This window comes from Providencia rettgeri (assembly GCF_001874625.1).
In the GTDB taxonomy this organism is placed as follows: Bacteria; Pseudomonadota; Gammaproteobacteria; order Enterobacterales; family Enterobacteriaceae; genus Providencia; species Providencia huashanensis.
Genome location: NZ_CP017671.1, coordinates 732561 through 758402, shown reverse-complemented (window position 1 = coordinate 758402; position 25842 = coordinate 732561). Strand labels below are relative to the sequence as shown.

At 42.1% G+C, this 25842-nt stretch carries 18 protein-coding genes, 1 pseudogene and 1 other annotated feature; of the genes and pseudogenes, 10 read left to right on the top strand and 9 right to left on the bottom strand.

All coding sequences use genetic code 11. The annotated features are described in order from the left end of the window. Window positions 1-11: 11 nt before the first annotated feature. Window positions 12-133, bottom strand: a sequence feature (Thr leader region). Further along, window positions 72-140, bottom strand: coding sequence for a thr operon leader peptide (gene thrL, locus RB151_RS24575; RefSeq protein WP_071548816.1), 69 nt, complete (start codon window positions 138-140; stop codon window positions 72-74). (Overlaps the previous feature by 62 nt.) 1154 nt (window positions 141-1294) lie before the next feature. On the opposite strand from thrL, the gene arcA reads away from it, so the two are divergent. Continuing rightward, window positions 1295-2011, top strand: a complete 717-nt coding sequence (arcA, locus tag RB151_RS03225; RefSeq protein ID WP_004905684.1) for a two-component system response regulator ArcA — start codon at window positions 1295-1297, stop codon at window positions 2009-2011. A 116-nt stretch (window positions 2012-2127) separates the two neighbouring features. On the opposite strand, the gene creA is transcribed toward arcA, so the two are convergent. Continuing rightward, the gene (creA, locus tag RB151_RS03220; RefSeq protein WP_042847002.1) at window positions 2128-2604 is read right to left on the bottom strand and encodes a protein CreA; all 477 of its coding nucleotides are present in this window, start codon (window positions 2602-2604) and stop codon (window positions 2128-2130) included. A gap of 184 nt (window positions 2605-2788) precedes the next feature. On the opposite strand from creA, the gene robA reads away from it, so the two are divergent. Then, window positions 2789-3703, top strand: coding sequence for an MDR efflux pump AcrAB transcriptional activator RobA (gene robA / locus RB151_RS03215; RefSeq protein ID WP_042847003.1), 915 nt, complete (start codon window positions 2789-2791; stop codon window positions 3701-3703). Between the two features lie 44 nt (window positions 3704-3747). Here the strand turns inward: robA and gpmB are convergent, their stop codons facing one another. Further along, a complete protein-coding gene (gene gpmB / locus RB151_RS03210; protein ID WP_042847004.1) occupies window positions 3748-4395 on the bottom strand; it encodes a 2,3-diphosphoglycerate-dependent phosphoglycerate mutase GpmB in 648 nt (215 codons plus the stop codon). A gap of 52 nt (window positions 4396-4447) precedes the next feature. Here gpmB and yjjX point away from each other — a divergent pair, with 52 nt between their 5' ends. Further along, window positions 4448-4984 carry an inosine/xanthosine triphosphatase gene (gene yjjX, locus RB151_RS03205; RefSeq protein WP_004914743.1) on the top strand — a complete coding sequence of 179 codons (537 nt, stop codon included), beginning with the start codon at window positions 4448-4450 and terminating at the stop codon, window positions 4982-4984. Between the two features lie 498 nt (window positions 4985-5482). Here the strand turns inward: yjjX and trpR are convergent, their stop codons facing one another. Both trpR and sltY read right to left on the bottom strand, forming a co-directional pair. Further along, a complete protein-coding gene (gene trpR, locus RB151_RS03200; RefSeq protein WP_042847005.1) occupies window positions 5483-5800 on the bottom strand; it encodes a trp operon repressor in 318 nt (105 codons plus the stop codon). A 343-nt stretch (window positions 5801-6143) separates the two neighbouring features. After that, on the bottom strand, window positions 6144-8057 hold the full coding sequence (gene sltY, locus RB151_RS03195) for a murein transglycosylase (RefSeq protein WP_071547697.1): 1914 nt from the start codon (window positions 8055-8057) through the stop codon (window positions 6144-6146). A 669-nt stretch (window positions 8058-8726) separates the two neighbouring features. Between sltY and ettA the strand changes: the two genes are divergently transcribed. Further along, entirely contained in the window at window positions 8727-10394 is a 1668-nt protein-coding gene (gene ettA, locus RB151_RS03185) for an energy-dependent translational throttle protein EttA (protein ID WP_042847007.1), read from the top strand. A gap of 189 nt (window positions 10395-10583) precedes the next feature. Here ettA and nadR read toward each other — a convergent pair whose 3' ends face one another. The 3 genes from nadR to serB form a co-directional block, all read right to left on the bottom strand. Continuing rightward, on the bottom strand, window positions 10584-11819 hold the full coding sequence (gene nadR, locus RB151_RS03180) for a multifunctional transcriptional regulator/nicotinamide-nucleotide adenylyltransferase/ribosylnicotinamide kinase NadR (RefSeq protein ID WP_042847008.1): 1236 nt from the start codon (window positions 11817-11819) through the stop codon (window positions 10584-10586). 31 nt (window positions 11820-11850) lie between these two features. Continuing rightward, complete coding sequence (radA, locus tag RB151_RS03175) at window positions 11851-13236, bottom strand: DNA repair protein RadA (RefSeq protein ID WP_042847009.1); 1386 nt, start codon at window positions 13234-13236, stop codon at window positions 11851-11853. A 590-nt stretch (window positions 13237-13826) separates the two neighbouring features. Continuing rightward, window positions 13827-14804: a phosphoserine phosphatase gene (gene serB / locus RB151_RS03170; protein WP_042847010.1), complete on the bottom strand. Its 978-nt coding sequence runs from the start codon at window positions 14802-14804 to the stop codon at window positions 13827-13829. Between the two features lie 245 nt (window positions 14805-15049). Between serB and RB151_RS03165 the strand changes: the two genes are divergently transcribed. Continuing rightward, the gene (locus tag RB151_RS03165; RefSeq protein ID WP_042847011.1) at window positions 15050-15805 is read left to right on the top strand and encodes an AhpA/YtjB family protein; all 756 of its coding nucleotides are present in this window, start codon (window positions 15050-15052) and stop codon (window positions 15803-15805) included. Window positions 15806-15814: 9 nt separating this feature from the next. Here the strand turns inward: RB151_RS03165 and RB151_RS03160 are convergent, their stop codons facing one another. After that, entirely contained in the window at window positions 15815-16597 is a 783-nt protein-coding gene (locus tag RB151_RS03160) for an energy transducer TonB (protein WP_042847012.1), read from the bottom strand. 200 nt (window positions 16598-16797) lie between these two features. Here RB151_RS03160 and RB151_RS03155 point away from each other — a divergent pair, with 200 nt between their 5' ends. The 5 genes and pseudogenes from RB151_RS03155 (at window position 16798) to RB151_RS03135 (ending at window position 25750) form a co-directional block, all read left to right on the top strand. Further along, window positions 16798-17334: an RNA polymerase sigma factor gene (locus RB151_RS03155; protein ID WP_071547696.1), complete on the top strand. Its 537-nt coding sequence runs from the start codon at window positions 16798-16800 to the stop codon at window positions 17332-17334. Next, window positions 17334-18320, top strand: coding sequence for a FecR family protein (locus tag RB151_RS03150; RefSeq protein ID WP_071547695.1), 987 nt, complete (start codon window positions 17334-17336; stop codon window positions 18318-18320). Before RB151_RS03155 ends, RB151_RS03150 begins: the two co-directional genes overlap by 1 nt. Before the next feature lie 118 nt (window positions 18321-18438). Then, window positions 18439-21202: pseudogene (locus RB151_RS03145) on the top strand (secretin and TonB N-terminal domain-containing protein). Between the two features lie 71 nt (window positions 21203-21273). Beyond that, complete coding sequence (locus RB151_RS03140) at window positions 21274-22980, top strand: ABC transporter ATP-binding protein/permease (RefSeq protein WP_042847016.1); 1707 nt, start codon at window positions 21274-21276, stop codon at window positions 22978-22980. Then, window positions 22970-25750: a M16 family metallopeptidase gene (locus tag RB151_RS03135; protein WP_071547694.1), complete on the top strand. Its 2781-nt coding sequence runs from the start codon at window positions 22970-22972 to the stop codon at window positions 25748-25750. Before RB151_RS03140 ends, RB151_RS03135 begins: the two co-directional genes overlap by 11 nt. Window positions 25751-25842: the final 92 nt, after the last annotated feature.

Genomic DNA, 25842 nt, shown 5'->3' with positions numbered 1-25842 from the left:
TGAATTAACACCAAAAAAAAGCCCGCATCTTATGGGGATGCGGGCTTTTTCATTTTTATTTTTTGGATGCGTCAGCCCGCCCCGTTTCCTGTGGTTACGGTGGTGGTGGTAATAATAATAGTCAGGCTGATATTACGCATAAATTCTGTCTGTCTCTTAGATCTTTTGGGTTTCTCCCTATACGGTTAAAGCAATCGGCATAATTTGTCAAATTTATTTGATTCTAACCCCTTTAACAAAACAGTTTTTCAATAAAAACCCCTCTAGGAAAAGGGAAAAAATCTTCATAAAAAAACAAAAATCCCACCAGTGCCAGCTTTAACAACCAAAATAATTTAAATTACCAGATGAATAATTTTTTGCGATTTTAATGGCTTGTTTGTTTATTAAATGAGCAAATAAATACAATGATGGGATTTGATAAAAGTTATGTACCACTAAAAATAAGCAGGAATTTCCACCAAGATGAGTCAGAAAAAACCCATGTTCCAATTAACCTGATAGAGACTTATTTCTAGTTGTAGATCAATGCATGGGGTTTTGTGATTTACCGGGAAAGTTGATCGTTATCATATGGGCTTAATCTGAAAATATCTGATATCACTCTCTACATTTACACTCATATTCGTTGTTTAGCATAATCTCCACCAATTTATGCTTTATTTAAATGTAAAAATATTGTTAGTAAATTTCTTCACCCTTAAAATAACATAAGTATATTTACTTATTTACAATCATAAACGACTCATCATATTACTGCATAGACACTTTACTTCTAGTTTAGAAGCGTTTGCTCTCTATCATTTAAACAAAACAACCTGTCAAAATTCGAGATGAGTCACAAATCAGACATTATTTTTGATGGTATATTGGGGGAATTGCAGATTAAATTCTTTAATTTCAAGTCAAAGCAACAACCCTCATATTCGTCTTCTGCATTTTGACCGACTATCTGATATCTAAATCGCATGTTAATTTATATAATTATGTACCTAACAATTTTTGTTAACGTGCTACAATTGATTTTGATATGTATCAACAAAAGTTAGTTTTTTAGGTGGTAAATGCAGTATTAGCTGTTATATTGCTGTTAACAGCCCAATATTGGGAAAGTGCTTATATTTTGGCTAGTTTTTTAGAGCCATTTGCTGCAAAAGCAACATAATGTCACTGTTGGATTTTGAAACAAATTTATACTCATAAACGTGTTTTTTCAGAGAAAAATATAATAACCACCTAACTGAAAACGGCTTGTGAGTTCAGTATTTTTATTTTAATACTTTAGGTAGCAACTATGCAGACCCCACACATTTTGATTGTTGAAGACGAAATAGTCACACGCAATACGCTGAAAAGTATCTTTGAAGCTGAAGGCTATGTGGTTCATGAGGCAACTGATGGCGAAGAGATGAACAACGTTCTCTCCGAACATGACATCAATTTAGTCATCATGGATATTAACTTACCAGGTAAAAATGGCTTATTACTTGCTCGTGAATTACGTGAGCAAGAAAGTATTGCGTTAATGTTCTTAACTGGCCGTGATAACGAAGTTGATAAAATTCTCGGTCTGGAAATCGGTGCTGATGACTATATCACCAAACCATTTAACCCACGCGAATTAACTATTCGTGCGCGTAACTTACTGTCACGTACCATGAATTTGGCTGGCGGTACTGAAGAGCGTCGTTTGGTTGAAAGCTATAAATTTAATGGTTGGGAATTAGACATTAATAGCCGTTCATTAGTTAGCCCTGCTGGTGAACACTACAAATTGCCGCGCAGTGAGTTCCGTGCAATGCTGCATTTCTGTGAAAACCCAGGGAAAATTCAGACTCGAGCTGATTTACTGAAGAAAATGACTGGCCGTGAATTAAAACCTCATGACAGGACTGTTGACGTGACTATCCGTCGTATTCGTAAGCACTTCGAATCTACACCTGACACACCAGAAATTATTGCCACTATCCACGGTGAAGGTTACCGTTTCTGTGGTGATTTAGACGAATAATTAACAACCTAATTATTTGCATTATAGTTATCGAAATCCGCTGTCTTTTAAGCAGCGGATTTTTTATGAGTGGCATCCATACTATCAGAGGATTGCAGCCCAAACACTCGTCATAATCACCACGGCATGATCGGTACAGCACTTAACGCATTTTTCGGTGAGCCGTCGATCATTTTGTCTGAATACGTTAAATAAACCAGTGTATTACGTTTCGGGTCATAAAAACGAACCACTTGCAGTTTTTTGAAAACTAACGATGTGCGCTTTTGAAAAACAACTTGGCCTTTTGTTGGTTTACGCTTTACACGGTCGCTCAGTTCAATCGGACCAACTTGCTGACATGAAATAGCAGCATCAGAAGTATCTTCCGCTAACCCCAACCCCCCTTTGATACCACCCGTTTTTGAGCGACTCAAATAACAGGTAACGTTATCAACATCAGGGTCATCAAATGCTTCCACGACAATTTTATGGTCAGGGCCGAAAATCTTAAATACAGTATCGACTGAACCGATTTCTTCAGCGAAAGTAATACAAGGCAACGCTGATAATAATGACGCGAGAACAATATTTTTTAATCTGGAACAACGCATACTGGGTTTCCTATTCAACTCACAATCGGTAAACCTCGTATCAATACAAGGTTAATTATTCACTTTTCTAACTAATTCTCAAATACAACTCATTTACTATAAACGAAAAAGGTAACTTGATATAGAATAGCGATTCATTGATAGATTATATCTGTACTATAAGTCGCATTGGCTGGGGATATACATGGATCAAACTAATATTATTCGCGACTTGCTTCGCTGGATAGATGACAACCTTGATAAACCACTCTCGCTGGATAATGTTGCCGCAAAAGCAGGCTACTCTAAGTGGCATTTACAAAGAATGTTTAAAGAAGTCACTGACCAAGCGATTGGTGCTTATATTCGAGCCAGAAGACTTTCTCGTGCTGCGGTTGCATTGCGCTTAACAAGCCGCCCAATTCTTGATATTGCGCTACAGTATCGCTTTGACTCGCAACAAACTTTTACGCGCGCATTTAAAAAACAGTTTAACCTGACACCGGCTTTCTACCGCCGTAGTGAGGAGTGGTGTGCTACTGGGATTTGCCCACCGATTATCTTAGATAATCATATAAATATTGAACATGAATTTATGCAAATGCCTGAACTGCAATTGGTCGGTTTGGAGCAAAGCTGTTCTTATGCTTTAGAGGAATGGTCAACCGCATGTTCAGAAATGCGCCAAACGTTTTGGCATTATTATTTAGATAATACCACCAAGATTGCTTCTGAGGTGTTCGGGCTGCATCATGCAATCCATAACCCTGAAAAAGAAGACGAGCAAACTGTGTTCTATACCACCGCAGTTAGGCCTGAAGATGCAAGTTTCAATACTAATCAGTATACCAATTTGACATTACCGAGTGGAAAGTATGTGAAATTTTCATTTAATGGCGTGCCAACCCGAAATGCGTTACAGGAGTTTTTATACCAAATTTATGGTGTTTATTTACCCAAACTCAATTTAACGCGTCGCCCTGGGTATGATATTGAACATTACCGACTAAAAAATATCGACTTGCATAATATCACCCCAGAAAGTGATGACCCTAAAACGCATATCGATACGTTTGATTATTATGTTCCTATCAAAGCAGACGGTACTAAAGCACGCTAAGCTGAGGGAGTTTCATTATATTGAAACTCCTTACTTTTCAATAATTAGCCTTGTTGTTCATCAAGGGCTGGCTGCGTTAAATGAGTCACTTCCCCCGCAGTTTCGACTATCCACCCATTCGCAAGCCATGGGCTGTTTTGGTAGTCTACTCGAGATAATGAGCAATTACGTAAACGTAAGCGGCGCTCTGAATACGCAGGAACCCCCATAATACGGCTAATTAAAGTACTTAGTGCGATGCCATGGCTTACAAGCAGGGGTCGACTCCCTTCGGGGAGATCTAAGCAACTATTTAATGCCGCAAACATACGCGTATAGAGTTCTTCCATCGATTCCCCCTCAGGGATTCGACCACCACGAGTGCCGTCAATCAAGCTTTTACGCCACTGTTCTTCTTCTGAGGTTAACGACTCAATCGCTCTTTGTTCAAGAACCCCCATATTTAGTTCACGTAGACGCGGTTCTGTGGTAATTTCACATCCGCATACACTTGCAATTATTTGTGCAGTTTCCAGTGTGCGTCCCATATCACTAGTGATAATATGGGTAATGCCTTCTGATTTTATCCTTTCAGCCACCTGCCTTGCTTGCAGTCGTCCAGTGGCTGTCAGAGGGCTATCGGATTGTCCCTGGATGCGACGAGCTAAATTCCATTCAGTTTCGCCATGGCGAACAAGATAAACCTGTAACATAGATGTGTTCCGTTATTACTTTTCGAAGTATGTGTTCAAAGGAAAATAATTAATGTACCAAGTTATAGCTGCAACGACTAATCCTGCCAAAATTAAAGCGATCCATCTAGCTTTCGATGCTGTATTTGGGGCTGGCAGTTATCAAATTGAAGATATTAATGTCGATAGCAGTGTTCCACAGCAACCTATCGGTAATAATGAAACCCGTACAGGGGCTAGACAACGCGTAATGGCTTCAAGACAAGTTCGCCCTGAAGCAGACTTTTGGGTCGGTATCGAAGCAGGCATTGAAGATGATATGACTTTTGCTTGGATAGTTATTGAACATAAGCAAATACGCGGCGAGTCTCGCTCTGCGAGTATTATGATCCCAGAAAAAATTCTGGCAGGTATTCGTGAAGGTCGTGAACTTGGCGATGAAATGGCCTTTTTGACCGGTATTGATAATATCAAACAACAAGGTGGCGCTATTGGTTTTTTCACCGACGGGGTATTAACCCGCACAAGTGTTTACCAACAAGCCTTAATTTTGGCCTTAGTTCCCATTAAGCATGAAATTTATAAAGAGCTAAACCAAGTAGAAGACTAATTATACTTAAAATAATTAAAATTGCATGTGCGATTAAACATCACGCTTTTCACACTAAAGTATGGGAAACCATACTTTTTTTGTGTCTATTTGTTTTAAAAATAGATAAATGCCAATACTCAAAATAGTTCGAATTGTAGGTAGGCGGCAAGTCGCACTAAGCCCTAGGAGCATACATAAGTATGTGGCTAGGGTTAGCAAATGCAACTAACACCCCTACAATTTTAAAATAGATAAATGCCAATACTCAAAATAGTTCGAATTGTAGGTAGGCGGCAAGTCGCGCTAAGCCCTAGGAGCATACATAAGTATGTGGCTAGGGTTAGCAAATGCAACTAACACCCCTACAATTTTGAAATAGATAAATGCCAATACTCAAAATAGTTCGAATTGTAGGTAGGCGGCAAGTCGCGCTAAGCCCTAGGAGCATACATAAGTATGTGACTAGGGTTAGCAAGCGCAGCCAACACCCCTACAATTTGAAATATGAAGAGTATTTTAGAGAAGTTGAGACTCGAGCCAAGCTTTCACATCCAATGGAGCCGATTTTAAACTATTCGAACCTCGCGTTATGGTCGCTATCCCCACTCCGAGTTCATTTTTAAGTTCTCTTTGGCTCATTTCGCCGCGCATTAGCTCTTGCACTATTTTAACTCGGGTCGATAAGGCTGTACGCTCATCTGGCGTAAGTAATAACTGAAGAACTGGCAAATGGATATCTTGTTCAAATGCCAATTGTAATAAATTCACAAAGCGCAGCCAGTCAGCGTTCTCATCCGCGGTCAAAGCCGGGTCATATTGTTGATTTGCTGTCATCGTCTATCCATCCATACTATTTAACTAGTACAGATAATAACACACTCTTATTAGAAATCATCAACCAAACACAAAGCGATTGCCAAGATGCCAAATAATGTGAGTTATACGCTAAAGCATTCGTACTGTAGCAAGGCGATCAGCGAGGATAGCTCGGGGAGCATACACCTGTATGTAACACGAAGCCCCAATAAAACGAAATATAAAAAATATGAATACTCAAAATAGTTCGGATTGTAGGTAGGAGGCAAGTGATGCTAAGCCCTAGGAGCATACACAAGTATGTGACTAGGGTTAGCAAACGTAGCCAACACCCCTACAATTCGAAATATGAAGAGTATCTTTAGTATTTCATATTCCATTCATTAGGAAGCAAAATCTTCATACCTTTTTGCCCCATAAAATGGCGATAAAACAAGTCATAGGATAAAACGTTTTTCACATAACCACGGGTTTCAGAAAACGGAATACTTTCAACAAATGCAATTGCATCAATGCGTCCGCCACTATTACCTAACCAACGAGTTACCCTTGAAGGGCCTGCATTATAGGCTGCGCTGGCTAAAATACGGTTATTTCCAAACTGCTGGTATACATCTTCAAGATAGGCAGTTCCCAACTCGATATTGGTAGTTGGATTAGTCAACTGACTCGTATTCACATAATTAATACCTTGCTTTTTAGCGGTATGTTTCGCTGTTGCTGGCATTAACTGCATTAAACCTGTAGCCCCTACGGGTGAGCGTGCTTGTGGGTTCCAAGCGCTTTCTTGGCGAGCAATTGCCATGGCATAACTCTTTGGAATATCTTTTGATTTTGTATAGAGGCTAAATTCTTTATCCCACGCCAATGGGAAGCGCTCTTCCAAGTGATCCCACAATTTTGCTGTGATCGTAGCTTGAACGCTAAGATCGGGCCACTTGTTATCAAATGCATAACGCGCAAGCTGTTCTTGTTGATTAGCAGGGAGAGAAGCCACTAAGCTAACCCATTCAGAACGCGCAAGATTTTCCAGTTCCCAGTACATTAACTCACGCACGCGTTGCACTTCAGGTAACTGATTAATACTGGCATCAGGCTTAGCGGCAGTATTGACATAGACAGGGTATTCAATATTTAAAACCTGCGCAGCAACCATTGGGTAAAAACCACGTTTCTTGGTTAATTCACGAAGCTTTGCTTCACCCTCGGCTTTCTTACCCGCATCAATGAGCGTAATAGCCTGCCAGTATTGCCATTCTTCTTTATTTTTCACATCAGCAGGTAATTGCCTCAGCCACGCGGCTACTCCGGTTTTATCCCCTGCCCCTAAAGCAAGGCGGACTCGGCGTTCTTTCAGTGATGATGAATGACTTTCCTGAATAGTTTCATCGCGCCATTGCGCCTGTTCTGGCGTGACATCCCCCATATATTGCCATGCGATACTATCTTTAAGCGCTTGGCTTTCTGTCATATTCATTTTTTGTGCAGAACTTACCGTATTTAATACTGCGCGAGCTGCATCTGGGGATTGACGTGCATAGCGGCTAAAGCCTGCTGTCGTGGCTTGGCGAGTAAAGTCGGTAGGAGTTACTGTTTTAGCAAAAGTGACAACAGACGCTGGGTCATTTTGTAGTTTAATCAGCGCATCGCCTATCGTTTTATAACTCGGTGGTAAACGTTTAGCCAAATAGCTCGCAATCGAAGTATTCCCTTCTTTAATTGCCAAACTAATACGCTCAAGGGTCATTTCAGGGGTTAAATAACCTTCTTTTTCCCATTCATTGAAAAGCTTATCACACGCTGATGGCATAGAACGGCCGTTTAACCACGCTTTTTCTGCACCTTGCCAAGCAACTTGCTTGTTACCTACTGCCCAATTTGCAAAATAAAAATTACATTGTGCTTCAGCCGGCTTTGGAGCTTCAGGGCTAAATTCCAACAATGATTTCCATTCTTGGCGGCGTGCTAATTCATTAACAAAGCGAGTTTTTAAATTTTTTGCGACAGGTAGCGTCGGGTAAGTGTTAATAAATTCCTGAACTTGGCGAGGTGATACAATATCTAAGTCTTGAGTTAGCTCACGATAAGCAAGATAAGGGTAAAGTGGATAATCATGCAAGGTCGGCAGTAAGCGCTCGACTTCATCCATTTTATTGGCATCCCATGCAACCTTAATTGCCTGATAGCGCTCCCGCTGCGCTTGTAAGGTATCAGCCCATACGGTGCTGGAAACCAGCAACATTGTTACTGGTACTGCCGCTAACCAACCTTTCATATTCACTCGCTCCATCGCTAAACTAAAGTCAAACTACAGGGAAAACCTTAACCTATATACACACATATCCCAAATAATTCGAGTTGTAGGTAGGCGACAAGCGAAGATAGACAGAGAGCATAGATAAACTATGTGACTCGGCTAGCTGAGCGCAGTTAACACCACTGCAACTTGAAGGATTACGGGTATATTAAGCATATATCAATACTATGAATGCTACCGAAAGTTTTTATTTAGTAACAGCGGAGAGTTCTTGATTATTTCGACTTTACAGTCTTTTACGTATCAGCCACTTTATGAATGATTTAAAGTCTTTGCCCCTCGGCAATATTCAGCGCAATCAGTTGTATTCGTAACTTTGTTATGTGTTTCGATTAAATACCTGACGTAACGCCCATTTTAAAAAAGTATTCAATTCCTTTATGTTTAAAACTTTTTATCATGGGTAACTCCCTGTATAGCGCATCACATCACTACATCCCCATGAGTTGATAATAGAAAGTCATCAAGCTTGTCTCACTGAGAGGGAGGGATGGATGATCTCCTGATGTTCAGGTATAGTTCTAGAAAATTATATGGCTGTTTATTAAATGCTTTTCAGCCTAAGCTTGTTAAAGCAAAATAAACTAAAAAACTAAAGTTCCCTTTATAAATCAAAAGGTAAATAAATTGGCTCAATACGTTTATAGTATGTATCGGGTTGGAAAAATTGTTCCACCGAAACGTCATATTTTAAAAAATATCTCTCTGAGCTTCTTTCCGGGGGCTAAGATCGGTGTTTTAGGTCTAAACGGGGCGGGTAAATCAACATTACTGCGTATCATGGCAGGTATTGATACCGATATCGAGGGTGAAGCGCGTCCTCAACCAGGTCTAAAAATTGGTTACCTACCACAAGAACCAAAACTCAACCTTGAACACACAGTGCGTGAAGCCGTTGAAGAGGCCGTTGGTGAGGTTAAACGTGCATTGACCCGCTTAGATGAAGTCTATGCGGCTTATGCAGAAGAAGGCGCGGATTTTGATAAACTGGCCAAAGAACAAGGCGAGTTAGAAGCCATTATTTCTGCGCAAGATGGCCACAACCTTGATAACCAACTAGAACGTGCTGCTGATGCATTACGTCTTCCCCCTTGGGATGCAAAAATAGAGAATCTATCTGGGGGGGAGCGCCGCCGAGTGGCGATTTGCCGCCTGCTGCTAGAAAAACCAGATATGCTGTTACTCGATGAGCCAACCAACCACTTAGACGCAGAGTCTGTGGCGTGGTTAGAGCGCTTCTTACACGACTATGAAGGTACCGTCGTAGCTATCACGCATGACCGTTACTTCCTTGATAACGTAGCAGGTTGGATCCTTGAGCTTGACCGTGGTGAGGGCATTCCTTGGGAAGGTAACTATTCTTCTTGGCTTGAACAAAAAGATGCTCGTTTAGCCCAAGAGGCCTCAACTGAAGCGGCTCGCCGTAAGTCTATCGAGAAAGAGCTTGAGTGGATACGTCAAAACCCTAAAGGCCGTCAATCGAAAGGGAAAGCGCGTCTGGCGCGTTTTGAAGAACTTAATAACGTTGAATATCAAAAACGTAACGAGACCAGTGAGCTATTTATTCCACCAGGTCCACGTTTAGGTGATAAGGTTATTGATGTTGAAAACCTAAGCAAATCATATGGCGACCGCGTTCTGATTGATAACCTGAGCTTCTCCATTCCTAAAGGGGCAATTGTTGGGATTATCGGGCCGAACGGTGCGGGTAAATCAACACTATTTCGGATGATTTCAGGGCAAGAACAGCCTGATTCTGGCTCCATCACTGTTGGTGAAACCGTGAAGATTGCCTCTGTTGATCAGTTCCGTGATTCCATGGATGACAGCAAAACTGTTTGGGAAGAGATTTCTAACGGTCAGGACATCATGCGTATCGGTAACTTTGAAATTCCTAGCCGTGCTTATGTTGGCCGCTTTAACTTTAAAGGCATTGACCAAGGTAAGCGCGTCGGTGAGTTATCTGGTGGTGAACGTGGTCGTTTACACTTAGCTAAACTACTGCAAGTGGGCGGTAACGTCTTGCTACTCGATGAACCAACCAACGACCTCGACGTAGAAACTTTACGTGCGTTGGAAAACGCCCTATTAGAGTTCCCGGGCTGTGCAATGGTTATTTCCCATGACCGTTGGTTCCTTGACCGTATTGCAACACATATCATTGATTATCAAGATGAAGGGAATATCAGCTTCTTCGAAGGTAACTTCTCTGAATATGAAGATTACAAGAAACGCACATTAGGTGCCGAAGCGCTGCAGCCACATCGTATGAAGTATAAGCGTATGACCAAATAATCCTTGTCATAATTTAGAATTATAGCGGTGTTGGCTGCTTTTGTGAGACCTAGTCACATACTGGTGTATGCTCCTAGGGACTCACTCTCTTGCCGCCTACCTATAATTCAAATTATTTAAGGGATCGATATCATATCGATAGAATCAAAACGGCATCATTCGATGCCGTTTTTTATTGGGTGACTTTATTTATAAGTCATCCAACATCAATAACTGCTGAACGAGGGTTACACATTCTAAGAAACGCGTATCGTAATCAGAGGACTCTACACGTACAAACTCAATATTATTTTTCTTAAGCATTTCAATGAGTAAGTTTTGGAAAGCTTTGCGGTCTTTATCGCTTCCTAAACTTCTTAAACCATCAGCCACCCACGGCGTGTTATTTTCCAGTACTATCACCAAATCAAATCGGTATTCATCGATCAGTGCCTGAACGAATGGATGCTCTTTGCCTTCATAGCGTAAACAGAAGGCTTGCGTTGTCACAAAGTCCGTATCAATAAACGCCACTTTATTGGCATATTTTACTGCAAAATCAATATATTGCGCATGACCCAAGGCGATTTTATCGTAATCTGAATATTGCAATGCCATTTCGTCACCACCTAAATGGCTAAAAACATAATCGCGCCCATACTCCCATGCACTACTGGTATTAAAAATGTTGGCTAATTTGTTAACTAAGGTAGATTTCCCACTTGATTCACCTCCTAAAATCGCCACCTTCCGGACAAAGAAAGGTTTAACTTCCGTTGGAATGTAATCCCAATAGCGAAACGGTGCCTGACGAATTTGGTTACCACTGATATTCATAAAGGTGCGCTCAGGGTCAACCAAAACAGTTTCAATACCTAAATATTTTTTGTAGCGAGGAGCATCGTTTGCCTCCCCTGAATAAATAAAACTAGGGTGGATATTGTGCTTTTTCAAAAAGCCTTTCATACCATCGCTCCACACTTCCCAGCCGTGTGGATAAGGCTCTATACCATTTTCATCAAATGAATGAATGTGAATGTTTTTTTGATATTTAAAGGTTTGCAGTAACCAACGCAGCCGGTCACTGACAGTTGGTTGTTGTGACATTGAACTATTAATAAACAGGTCTTTATCACGAGGTTCATCATGGCAAAGGATTACATGCAGTTCATCCACTTGGCTGCAAGCACGTTGGATCAAATAAATATGCCCTGTGTGTAATGGGTAAAATTTGCCAAACACCACGCCGATCGTTTTTTGCTTATTGGGATATTCAAGGCCTAAAAAACGATGAAGAGCCGCTATTTTTTGGGCACTTGGGCTCTTGATTTTATCGTTTATCAACTGGCTGAGGTAGCCTTTGGTCATATCTGTCGCATCAGCCACTTGCTGGAGAGTGTAACCCGCTCGTTTGATTGCGTTTTTAAGATAGTCAAATTCAGCCATTTATTTTCCTTTTTACTCTTAGTAATAAGCGTTATAGCTCATCTAAAATGCTGAGCGCATCCGCCAACTTTTTCACCCCGTAGACTTTCATGTCTGGCGGCGATTTTTTGGGCATATTAGCATGAGGCACAATCGCACGTTTAAAACCGTGTTTTGCCGCCTCAGAGATACGCTCTTGCCCGCTTGGAACCGGACGGATTTCCCCTGCTAGCCCAACTTCGCCAAACACCACAAGATCCCTAGGTAACGGCCGGTCTCGAAAACTTGAAACTAAAGAAAGCAATAACGCCAAATCAGCACTGGTCTCAGTCACTTTGACGCCACCCACCACATTCACAAAAACATCTTGGTCCGACATTTGTAAGCCACCATGACGGTGCAACACGGCCAGCAAAATTGCTAAGCGGTTTTGTTCAAGCCCGACAGCAACCCGACGTGGATTAGACATCATCGAATGGTCAACTAGGGCTTGGATCTCCACCAGCAATGGCCTCGTCCCTTCCCAGACCACCATAACGGAACTGCCAGAGGTCACTTCATCACCACGACTTAAGAAAATTGCCGATGGGTTATTGACCTCTTTAAGCCCTTGCTCCGTCATAGCAAATACCCCGAGTTCATTAACGGCACCAAAACGGTTTTTATGGCTACGTAACGTGCGAAAACGGTTATCGGCATCACCATCAAGCATGATAGAACAGTCAATACAGTGCTCAAGGACTTTTGGCCCCGCAAGTGAACCATCCTTTGTGACATGGCCTACCATAATAATCGCAACACCGCGGGTTTTCGCAAAGCGAGTCAGATACGCGGCTGTTTCACGAACTTGCGCCACACTGCCCGGTGATGATTGGATATCGGCCATATGCATCACTTGGATGGAGTCTATTACCATTAGTTTCGGCTGTTCTTGTTCCGCGGTTAAACAAATTTGTTCAATACTGGTTTCGGATAGCATATTGAGCGAATCTGTTGGTAAACCAAGTCGATGCGCACGCATCGCCACTTGTTGCAATGACTCTTCCCCAGTGACATAGAGGGTTTTCATTTCACGTGAAAGCAAGCACATGGTTTGTAGCAATAATGTACTTTTACCCGCCCCCGGGTTCCCGCCAATTAAAATGGCACTACCCGGCACAACGCCTCCGCCTAGCACCCTATCAAATTCTTTAAAACCTGTAGTAAAACGAGGAAGTTCTTCGAGGCTGATTTCAGATAATTTCTGAACCTTACTTACCCCAGCCGCATTCCCTGCATAGCCCGTTAAACGGTCATTACGTGATGAAGAGCTTGTTGAGGCCAGACGCACTTCTGTAATGGTATTCCATGCATGGCAAGCACTACACTGCCCTTGCCAACGTGGATAATCCGCCCCGCATTCATTACAGACAAACGCCCTTTTTACCCCTTTCGCCACAGCAAACTCCTCTTGATAATTAACTTAGTTTTAGATTATTGCTATCTCACAAACCATAAAATATCGATACCAATATTCAAAATAGTTCGGGTTGTGGCTAGGCGGCAAAAGAGGATGTCTTGGGGAGCATACAAAAGTATGTGACCCAAGCAGCCGAGTGCAGCCAACACCGCTACAGCACAAACCATAAAATATCGATACCAATATTCAAAATAGTTCGGGTTGTGGCTAGGCGGCAAAAGAGGATGTCTTGGGGAGCATACAAAAGTATGTGACCCAAGCAGCCGAGCGCAGCCAACACCGCCACAGCACGAAATATAACGAATATTTTTGATATTCAAAATGGGTTGTGTTGTAGCAAGGCGGCAAGTAAAGCTAAGCCCTAGGAGCATACATCAGTATGTGACTAGGGTTAGCGAGCGCGGCCAACACCGCTACAGCGCAAACCATAAAATATCGATATCAATATTCAAAATAGTTCGGGTTGTGGCTAGGCGGCAAAAGAGGATGTCTTGGGGAGCATACAAAAGTATGTGACCCAAGCAGCCGAGTGCAGCCAACACCGCCACAGCACGAAATATAACGAATATTTAGCGTTCCTCGTGCTTCAAGCCCCCGCTCAACACACACATCACCCCCATGAGATCCGCGTGACGAATAGCCACCTTCGCCCTTGCATACACCTTTGGTTTCGCATGATATGCAATACCCAGCCCTGCTTTACGGATCATCTTCAAGTCATTTGCCCCGTCGCCGATTGCCACTGTTTGTTCGATAGGTATTTCCAGTTTTTCAGCTAGTTTGACCAACGTTTGGGCTTTATATTTTGCATCGACTATTGGCCCTTTGACTTTACCAGTCAGTTTGCCATTTTTAACTTCGAGCTGGTTAGCAACTGCGGCTGCGAGTTTTAACCGCTGCTGCAAATCATTAGCAAAGAAAGTGAACCCACCAGAAGCTATCGCAATATGCCAATTCATGGCTTGAAGTTTACGCACCAAATTAGTCAACCCTGGCATCAAAGGCAATGTTTCCAATACTTGGTCAAGAATTGACGCATCTGCACCTTCTAGTAAGCTAACGCGTGCGCGCAAGCTTTCGGTAAAATCTAGCTCCCCTTGCATTGCACGCTCTGTCACCTCTGCGACTTGCTCACCAACACCGGCTAAACGAGCAATTTCATCAATACATTCAATTTGAATGGCAGTTGAGTCCATATCCATCAATAACAGACCTGGTGAACGCAAACGTGGAATTTGCCCTAGCGGCACCACATCTAATAAACATTCATCAGCGAGCTTTTTAATCCTAGGGGTAATACTCCCAGCGATTCTGACAACTTGGTAATCATCAATACGCCATGAGGACACAATCACAATCGCGATCCCTAATCGCTGTTGGAAATTACTGATCCTAGCTTTATCTAATCCACGGCCATATAGTAGCCACCCACTGTCACCTGCACGGTAATCCAGAGGCATCACTTCTTCACCACTCAAAGAAAGTGGCAAACCGGGCCATTTTTGGATCTCGTCGGGTAAATAACAATAGGTCAAACTCGTTGACATGAAAATTAGCTCCTGTAATCGATGTAATCTTTATTTTAATGATGAGTTGCGAGTAGCCGAACGAAGCCACTATACTTAACGCCAACGCCTTAGTTTTTGCGCCGATTAACTATGTATACTATTTAAATCTTATATACCGCTGCAATTTATACCTTAAATCACTCATTTTAGGTAGTGAAGTGCCGCTAACAATACGATAACCTGAAGTATGACGGATATACTGACAAAGAGCATCAACTAACCAAATGAAACAAACTTTTAGGCTACATAAAACAGTCATTATTGTTATCTGCATTGCGCTGGTAACCTTACTTATGCATGGTGTTTCATATTTGGGTAATAGCCAAAACCAAAACCGAATTGAACAGTTTAAACAATTGACCTACGTGCTCGCAGAACAAGTCGCTTTCAGCTTATCCGATTATATTGTTCCCGGCAGCAAAGATTTTAATTTAGACCGAATTAATGCCAATTTAAATAACATTGCAAAAGATAAGTATATTTTAGATGCCAGCATCTACACTGCCAATGGCGTTCTTGTGACACAAGTCGGCGAACCCGCCACCGTAAAAGAACGGCTAGCTATCGATGGCAATTCATCACTACAAAACTTTCAATATCAATTAGTTGTACCAATCCAAGGGGCAAAAGAGCCAAAGGGCTATTTGCGTTTAACTATCGATACCGAGTTACTTTCTGCTGAAATTCAGCAAGCAGATAACAGTACGAATGTATTAAGGATTTTTATTCTGTTCGCTTTATGTATCGGTTTTGTTTTAGCCAATACATTATTGCGTTTAAAGAAAAAGAAAGGCCACAAACAGCCGCCGCCATTAGTGGTAAATACTGAAGATAACCCTGAAGAAAACGAACCTGATGACCTTACTAGCAAAACAACAATAAAACCTAAACCAGCCCGTCTGAGACGAAAAAAAGAACCTAGGCCATACCGTCCAAAGCGGCCTGCCCCCAAAAGCAAGCCTCCTCAGGCCGATAAATAACTGTTAATTTTAAATCGAAGTAGTATCAAACACGATTGGTGCAACAAATTCGACTCGCCCATCCACCAACAGTGTTTCTGGTGGCATAGGGAAAGGTGCTGCACGTGAAATTGTGGCTAAGGCTTCTTTGTCCAATATTTTAGTTCCCGATGAATTAAATAAACTGGCAGTAATAACCTCACCTTTACTGTCCACAACCACTTTTACCTGAGAAACCCCAGTTGAACGGAAACGCAGGGCCGCACGTGGGTAACGTTTTGACTTTGCAATACGCTGATGGACTTCACTCTGCCAGCCTTGGTGACCGCTTAGTGCAGCAGAGGCATTACTGGAAAAATTTGCCCGACTACTCGCTTCACTCCCCGACGCGGGAGCAGAGGTTACTGTGGACTCTTGATCTGCAGTAGGAACCTCTTCAAGCACTTTTTTCTCTTGTACTGTTTTCTTTTTCGGTGGGCGCTTTTTCTCACTAACTTTGGTTAACGTCCCATTATCCACGATGGCAGTTTCTGGTAATTTTTCCGTTTTTTCAACTACCTCTGGCAAGACTTCTTCATGCGTTGTGACTTGCTGCTTTGGCGCATGGTTAACCTCAGGCTCAGCCTGCTGCTCTAGCTGGTATACCCCGAGTTGTAGTGAAATTGCAGGTGGCAATACCCCTGTTTTCGGGATTGAAGTAGTAAACCATCCGATGAAAATGACTGCCAGTGTTCCATGGAAAAGACAACTTAAAAACAAACCGCCCAGTGGACGGAAAATCGGGCGCTCGAACTTGCCCGTCATACTGCTCATATTCTGCCTCACGACTTTATTTTTTGTTAATTATAGGCATAATACAAACAAAAATGATATTCATTATTATTAGTAAAAACACAGACTGAAAAATAACCCATTGATTTAATTACAAAAGTAATCTGAGCAGATTATTAATCAGCACAATTCATCGGTCCCCACTCCTTGTTTGTGCATTTTATGATATTAACACCAGCAAAATGACTATTGATAAATCCCTTGCCCGCAAAATTAGCGGAGCATATCAGTCAACATATAGCCAGCTTGTGCGCTTTTTCCGCAATCGGCTAGATAACAGCAATGATGCTGATGATTTATCACAGGATGTGTTTACACTATGGCTTAATCGCAAAGAAAAAACACCAGTAAAAGAGAGCCGAGCTTACCTGTTTAAAATTGCTAATCATGTTTTAATTGATCACTGGCGACGCAACCAACGTCAAACGACATCAGAAACCCCCATTGATGAAGTCATACATGAATTCAATCTTGAACAAAGGCAAGCTGATCCCTGTGAAATTCTGGAACATCAGCAACGTATCCAGCTGTTAAGTGACGCTCTCGAAACATTACCCCCTCGCCGACGAGAAGCTTTTTTACTTTATCGTTTTGATGGGTTATCTCAAAGTGAGATTGCTGAGCGAATGGAAATTTCAATCAGTATGGTGGAAAAACATATTGCGGCAGCACTAGTTCATTGTAAAAAACACCTTGATAATCAGGGCAATAACCCGTAATGACACATAATTCTTTGCAAACATCAGATGATGCAAACCGTATTGATGAGGAAGCGGCGCTGTGGTTTACTCTCATGCACAGCCAACGCATCAGCGCACTTGAAACCGAGCAATTTAAGCAATGGCTCGCGGCTTCGTCTGAACATGCCAAAGCTTATGATGCGATTGCCGCTGTTTGGCGGGAGTTTGACATGCTCCCCCGCCCTGCCAGTGTCGAATTTACAGAGAAAAAACGCCCCTTTTTTCGCCTTTGGCGCCCTTTGGGGAATACCTTAGCGGCTTTTTTTATTGCTGCTGTTCTATTCTTACCCTACAGCCACCTGCCTTCAATGTTACTTAATAACATGACTTTAGTCGCTACAGACTCCCCTAAAGAAGTCACATTACCAGATGGCTCCCAGTTATTTCTTAACCGTAATACCCGTATTCATGTGGCCTACGAAACCCCAGTCCGTAATATTTTACTTGAAAAGGGAAACGTTTATTTTAAAGTAAAATCAAACCCTTACCGCCCATTCATTATCCAAGCGGATAAAAGACGCATTCAAGTCGTTGGCACTGAATTTGAAGTCAATAAAGTCGCACAGCAAGTTTCAGTGAATGTTAGCCAAGGCATTGTCAGCTTTGAAAATACTGACAATGGCCAGCCTATTTTTTTACTGGCGGGGGATAGCGCCGTTAGCCCTACGCCAAATAGCCAAATTACGCGCCAACATATTGACGCGTTAGAAGTTGCCCGCTGGCGTTTTGGTGAATTAGTATTTGTCGATAAACCGCTATCTGAGGTACTTGATGAATTAAGTGGCTATTCGTCAGCCCATGTCGAGCTTTCGCCAGCAAGTTTAGCCAAGAGTAAAATCTCTGGTCGTATTAATTTGCACCACCCTGAACAGTTCTTTCAAGCTCTCCCATCATTATTACCCGTACAAGTCGTGTATCAAGATAAAAATAACATATTGATTATTCAGAATAAAAAAAATAAATGAAAAATATTTTCATTTGCAGGTGAGGATAATTCTCATTTCACCCTCTTCTTAAGTAGTCATTCTTTTAATGACGCATTTTTCGCACGCTTTTTGTGCAGCTTAAGAATAAGGGATATCTATGTCAATTCAGTTTACTCAAAGCCGGTTAAGGCCGCTCGCTCTTGCTGTCGCGGTGAGTAGTGCCATTGTTTGTCAATCAGCTTCTGCGCAAGAACTTACCTTCTCTTTGCCAGAGCAACCCCTTGCTAAGTCTGTTGCTGAAATTAGCCGCCAAGGGCAAATCCAGTTGCTATATGATAAGAGCCAACTTAATGGCCTACGAGCACCTGCATTATCGGGCAACTACTCCGCACAAACCGCATTACAAAAAATACTTATCGGTAGCGGCTTAGAACTTGTCAATGAAAATGGTGTTTTTGTTATCCGCCAGCAGAATTTAAACCAAGGCACATTGGTTTTACCGGAAACCCAAGTGTCTGGTGTGATACAAAACCACCCTGCGACCGATGTTATGTCAGCACCGCAATATGTGACTTCTGAAGAAATTAGCCAAAAAAATACGGGCGATGGCAATATCACCGATTTAATGAAGACTAATCCAGCAGTGCAATTTGCCAACAATGACAGTAATTCAATGAACCAAGGGGAAATCAAACCTTCCCGTATCTCAATCCACGGCTCAAGCAGCTACCAAAACGCCTATCGCCTTGATGGAGTAAGCTTTAACAACGATTTTGACCCCGCGGACAATGGTCTTGGTGAAACCTCAACCCGTTTGAGCAGTAGCGACCAAGGGATCTACATCGATAGCCGTCTTATCGACAGTATGACGGTGTATGACAATAACATTCCTGTCGAATTTGGTGGATTTACGGGGGGAACGGTAGAAGTAAATAGCCGCCGCTGGCAAGGGGAAAATAGCGCTCACGCGTATTATCGCTTAACCCGCTCCGGTTGGAACAACCTTTTCCACGATTCCACTCAAGGTATTGATACATCAAAAAATGACACATCCAATCCTGCTCGTTTCCAAAATCGCTATGATAAAAGTGACTTTGGTGGCTGGTTTGAAGCGGGTGTAACCGATAATTCAGGTATCGTATTTTCTGCCTCTCGCCGTAGTTCTACTATTCCAATGACTGTCGTTGGTGGTGAAGCTTATGTGCTTGAAAATAACCAAATCGTACCTTTTGACGGTTTTTACGGTAAAAAAAACCAGCGCCGTATCTCTGATAACTACTTTTTAAAATATTCGATAGATTTATCAGAGAAGAGTTCATTAGATTTGTCTGCCAATTATGCTAATTACGATAGCCGCCTCTTTTCATCAACGATTGCCAATTCAGGATATGACTCAACCCATGATGGGCTTGGCTTCACAGCTGTGTACAAACAAAAATTTGACCTCGGCCAGCTTGAAGTTACCGCAAGTACACAAGACCTGAAAGATGATCGTAAAAATGATCAAAAATACTCTCTAACAATACGTGCATTCGATGACAACTGGAACATGGTTGAACAAAACAGTGGCGGTTTAGGAGACTTGGAATCAAAACAAAAAACTCACGGCTTAAAAACCGTGATGCGCTTTGATCCTAAAGAAGATGCTTTAGGTTTAATTCATACTTCCACTTTAGGGGCTGAGGCGAATTATACCAAAGGGACTTATGTCCGAGATCGTGATTATTTCCGTTATACCTATACCGGAGAGATTGGGCTAGACAACATGTACTCAGGGTACCTTAGCAACATAACGCGTTTCCGCCAAGGCTCATATTCTGCAGATTATACCAACTATGCCATTTTTCTTGATGACAGTATTCAATATGGCAAATTAACGCTACGTCCTGGAGTTCGTCTCGATCGTGATGATTTTGTAAACCGTACCAATATTGCTCCTCGTTTAAGTGGGATTTACGATGTCTTTGGGGATGGCAAAACCCAAATTATTGCGGGAGCTAACCGTTATTATGGCCGCTCAATGCTGACTTATGCGCTATATGGTGCACAGAATGACGGTATGCAAAACTGTATGGCATATAGCGAATCAATGGCTTGTTCTCTAAATCCAAACAAAAATGATTGGGATAACCAAAAAGATTATGAGGGGCTGGAATCATTAAAAACACCGTATAACGATGAACTTACTCTTGCATTACAACAAGATATTTTATCCACCACATGGCGTTTACAATATGTGCATCGTGAAGGTTATGATGAAGTCAGAAACCGTACCAAGTATGACAATCCCCGAGATCCAAATACACGCAGTATCCGTACTTTTGATAATGGCGGTCGCAGCCACCGTAACCCTTTCCGTTAATAATAGCCAACCTTGGGAATGGGCTGATGCGTCTCATGTTATGACAGCGTCTTTCACATGGCAGCAAACAGAAAGTAATACGCCAAAAGATGCGGGTTACAGCTCATATGACCCTAGCAATCGCGTTAACCTCGATAAAGTCTCTTACAACGGCAAAATTATCGATGCATCAAAATTACCGTCTACCAGTTTTAACTCACCAATTAAACTTAATCTAGAGATGACCAGTGTTTGGGATGACTACGACGTCACTTGGTACAACCGGCTGCAATGGTGGGGAGCTCGCTCTCAAGCCGTTCGCTATGACAATGCGTACGATTTTGACCCTGAATATGGTCAAGTTCGTAAATACACCAAACAACACTTCGCAAGTAAATACACATGGGATACTCGTCTAGGCTGGAAACCTGACTTCGCTTACGGTTTTGGCGTTTCAGTTGAAGTCAACAACGTATTGAATAATAGAAATATATCAGATCGCTTTACATACGATAACCGTGTCATTAAAGCCTATGATCCGGGTCGTCAATTCTGGTTACAAGTGAATTATGATTTTTAAGTCATAGCTGCAATGTGAGCAATTAACACAATATTAATCATTAAATTAAAACAACAAATGAATAAAACGTCATGAAGACACTGAAACAATTTTTCTATTTAGTTAAACCTTTTTGGGGGCAGCGTGCTGCCCTTTTGTGCTGGATACTCCTGTTTGCCTCACTTGGGCTCACACTGTCCTCAGTTTGGTTCAACGTCAAAATGAATATGTGGAATGGGGACTTTTATAACGCCCTACAAAAACTCGACGGCCAAGCGCTGTATGGTTTATTGCAATACTTCGTGATCTTAGTCAGTGGACTAATTTTTGTCGTCGTGATGGGTAACTACCTAAAGCAAATGTTAATTATCCGTTGGCGCAAAGGCATGACCGAGCAAGTACTTAGCCGTTGGTTGTCACCGAACAGTAAACACTACCTACTAAGACTAACATCCCAAGAGCCCGATAACCCAGACCAACGTATCGCCGAAGATATTCGTTTACTGATTGAATCAACATTAAATTTAGTGGTGACATTCCTCCACTCAATGTTAACGCTGATTTCATTTGCTGCGATTCTTTGGACATTGTCTGGCAGCCTATCGTTTAATTTTGCCGATAGCGACTGGACCCTACCCGGCTATATGTTCTGGGCATGTATTATTTATACCCTAATTGGTATCGCGCTTACTCAATGGATTGGTTTTCCACTACGCCGTTTACATATGGATAAACAACGCCGTGAAGCTGATTACCGTAGTGCATTAATTAATTGTCGCCAACATGGCGATGCCATCGCAGGGCAACGTGGTGAGACCCAAGATAGAAAAGAACTGATGGGGCGCTTTGGTGAAATTATTAGTAACTGGAACCGCCTGATCCGCTGCGAACGAAACTTATCTTTCTACACTGTTGGTTATCAACAAGTCACCGCTTTAGCACCTGTATTACTCGCTCTTCCTAAATTCCTTGCGGGTGAAATTATGTTGGGTGGCTTAATGCAGCTACGCCAAGCGTTTACCAGTGTTGCCACTTCACTCGGTTGGTTTATTTTTGCCTATAAAGAAATCGCAGCATGGCAGGCAACGGTCTCCCGTTTATATAATTTTGTTGTTTTATTGGAAAACGATAACAAGGCTATAGTGACTCTCGACGAAAAATCGCCACCACTGCAGGCTAAATTATCAGTTTCTACCGCAGACAACCGCTGCTTAATTAATTCTGTGAATATAACCGCCAAGCAAGGCGAATTAACCTTGATTAGTGGCCGTTCCGGTATTGGTAAATCGACTTTATTACGTACACTTAGCGGACATTGGCCATTTTTTAACGGTACCATTACCCGAACAGAGCAAGTTATGTGGGTTCCACAGCGCCTTTATCTGCCCATAAGTCGTTTGGATAACCTACTGGCTTACCCTAAAACGACATCTCAATTCAGTCAGCAAGATTTTCAATATGCGTTAACTTTAGTTGGCTTAGAAAAACTGCATCATCAACTAGCACTCGAAACCGATTGGAATAACCGTTTATCTGGTGGGGAACAACAGCGGATTATGTTTGCGCGTTTATTGCTCAACCGACCAAAACTACTTTTATTAGATGAAACAACCTCGGCCCTTGATGAGAACAGTGCTTTAGAGCTAATCGCCCTATTAAAAGCAGAGTTGCATGACAGTGCCATTGTCTTAGTAAGCCATCAAAGCTTTGTTGCTCAGTTTGCAGAACAACAACTGCATCTCACCGAACCTGTGAGTAAAGACCTTTTGAATACAGGAACACCTGAATATGCTTCATAAAATAGCCCTCACCATAATAGCCAGCCTAACGGTTATCGGTTGTGTATCCACCAACCCAACCTCAAACAACCGCTTACCAGTGCGCAATGACCTTCAGCACTATCAGCTTGAGAATGGACTGCAAGTTTACCTTCTACAACGTAATCAACCGGGCGTTGAGCTGCGTTTATTAGTCGGCAGTGGCTCATTACAAGAAAATGAACAGCAGCTTGGCCTTGCGCACTTTACTGAACATATGGCCTTTAAAGGCACCAAACACTTCCCGGGCACGACCGGTTTCAAGCAGCTTGAGCACCAAGGGTTAAAACTTGGTAGTCATGTTAATGCGATCACCAGTTTAAATTCCACGCTATATAAATTATCACTACCAGAAGCCTCGACAGCACAAGTTGCCATTGGCTTACAAGTAATGGCAGATTGGGCGTCAAATATGACATTTGACCAAGATGCTTTTGAAAAAGAACGTCCAGTGATTATCGAAGAATGGCGTTTACGCCAAGGAATGGGCTATCGCATCAACGATAGTTTAGAAAAATTACGTTACCACGGTAGCCGTTACGCTGAACGCAACCCCATAGGTTCATTAGATATCGTACGCAATGCCCCGATTGAGCAAGCGAAAAACTATTATCAAACATGGTATCAACCTCAACGAATGTCGCTATTAATTATTGGTGATTTTAATAGTTCATCAATACGCAATCAGGTTGATAATTTATTTGCACTCCCTAAACCCGAAAAAGTGGCAGAAGATAACCCACAATGGAAACAATTCGCCCATTCAACCAATATGTTAGTGCAAGGGGTGTTTGATAAAGAGCAAGGGGCGCGTTATGTGCAATTTGCGTTACAAAAGGATGTCAGCGCACCGCTAAATACGCGCTTAGGACAATCCGAAGATTTACTAGATAACCTCTGGTTAGCCATTTTAAATCAACGCTTTTCCGTCATAGTCGATAATGGCATCTTGCCCTCCATTAGTATCAATGAGCAAGGGTCGATGCTAGATAACCGACGCCTTCAACAGTTGATTATTATTCATCCAAAGGGTAACGATTACATCGGGGCAACCCAACTGTTATTCACTGAATTGCAGCGCTTAGCCACAGAGCCTGTAACTCCTGAAGAACTGGAAACGGCCAAACAAGCCATGCTGAAAAAATTCAGCCTGCAAGCGGCTTCAGAGCAACGTTATAGCAATGAATATATAGCAGGGCAACTGACAACGGCACTTGAATACGACATGCCAATGTGGAATAAACGCCAGCAGTTAGATAACAGCTACCAGTTGATAAAATCTGTCAAACCGCAGGACTTACAACAACATGTCGCTAAGTTCCTACAAACTGCCTCCCCGCGTTTAGCATTAATTGGCCCCGATACTGATGCCACGACAATGGACAAATCGGCATTTAATCAGCAATGGCTTAAAATACGCCAAAGCACACCAGGACCATTTACGTTGCGCTCCAAAGCGATTCAATTACAGCTACCTCAAGTTCCCAAAGGTGATATTGTTGAGCAATCTAAGCTGCCCGTTGAAAAAACAGAACATTGGACATTAAGCAATGGCATTCAGGTAATTGTTAAGGCAGATAAAAACCTGAAAGATGATATTCAGTTTAATTTGCAGCTTCCGGGAGGGCGTTCTTTAGAAACGGCTCAAACTTCGGGGTTAACTGATTGGGCGTTGAAGCTGCCAGAAAGCAGTGGCTACGGTAACTACAGTGCTCGTGATTTGGCTTTATTTGCTAAACAAAACCAAATTTCTCTGCGCCCTTATAGTGAATTACTGACTCACGGTTTTCGTGGTAAAGCGCCAGCTGATAACTTAGAAACCGCATTGCAATTGTTGCATTTAAAATTAACCGCACCGCAATTTAGCGGTGAGAAATTAGAACAACAAAAACAATCCTTAATATTGAACCTATCCAAAACCCCCGTAGAACGTACTTTCCTCGATAATATTAATCAAGAAAGCTATCACCACGGCGAACTATTAGTCATCAAACCACAAGGAAGCTGGCAACAATTTACGGCGCAACAGTTGCAAAAAACCAACCGCCAACTAGTGACCTCTACAGCAGATATGACGTTGGTTATCTCAGGGGCCATAAACAGTCGTGACCTCAAACCAATATTAGAAAAGTGGTTGGCATCTCTCCCTGCGAGCGACCAAAAACTAAAATCTCGTGACCAAGGCATCATGCCAAAAATGGCCAGTTTTAATAAAACTTATCCCATCAGTAGTAGTGATAAAAGCATGGTCAGCATTCAATTCGCCTCACCTGCGATGTGGTCACAGCAAGACCAACTTGCAATACAACTGATTGATACGATTGTTAGTCAGCGTTTACGTGGTGAGTTAAGAGAAAAAGCCAGTGGTATCTATGCGCTCGGTTTTTCACAAATGTTAGCGAAAAAACCACAGCCTTATTACCTTGCTCGCTTGAATTTCACCACCTCTCCAGAACGTGCTGAGGAAATGACGCAAATTGCCCAAAAAACGATTGGGCAAATTCGTCAAACCGGTGTGAGTGAAAAAGAATTAACCGAAGCGAAAAATATTTGGCTGACAGAAAATGCACAAGTCACTGATAGTTCAAGTTATTGGACCGAAGCTCTGGCACAGATTGCCGCTGATGATGGGCAATACCAGCGTTTAAACCAACAGCAAAGTATTATTCATCAACTCACGGTTAAGGATATTAATCGTTTATCTCGTCAATATTTAGGGCAGAATTCAAAAGTGTTTATGATGACGCCTTAATTTAGTCATTAAGGTTAGAAAGCCAACAATATATTGTTGGCTTTTTTATTCCGCACTATCATTATTGCTATTCAAAAACAAAAGATTTTTTT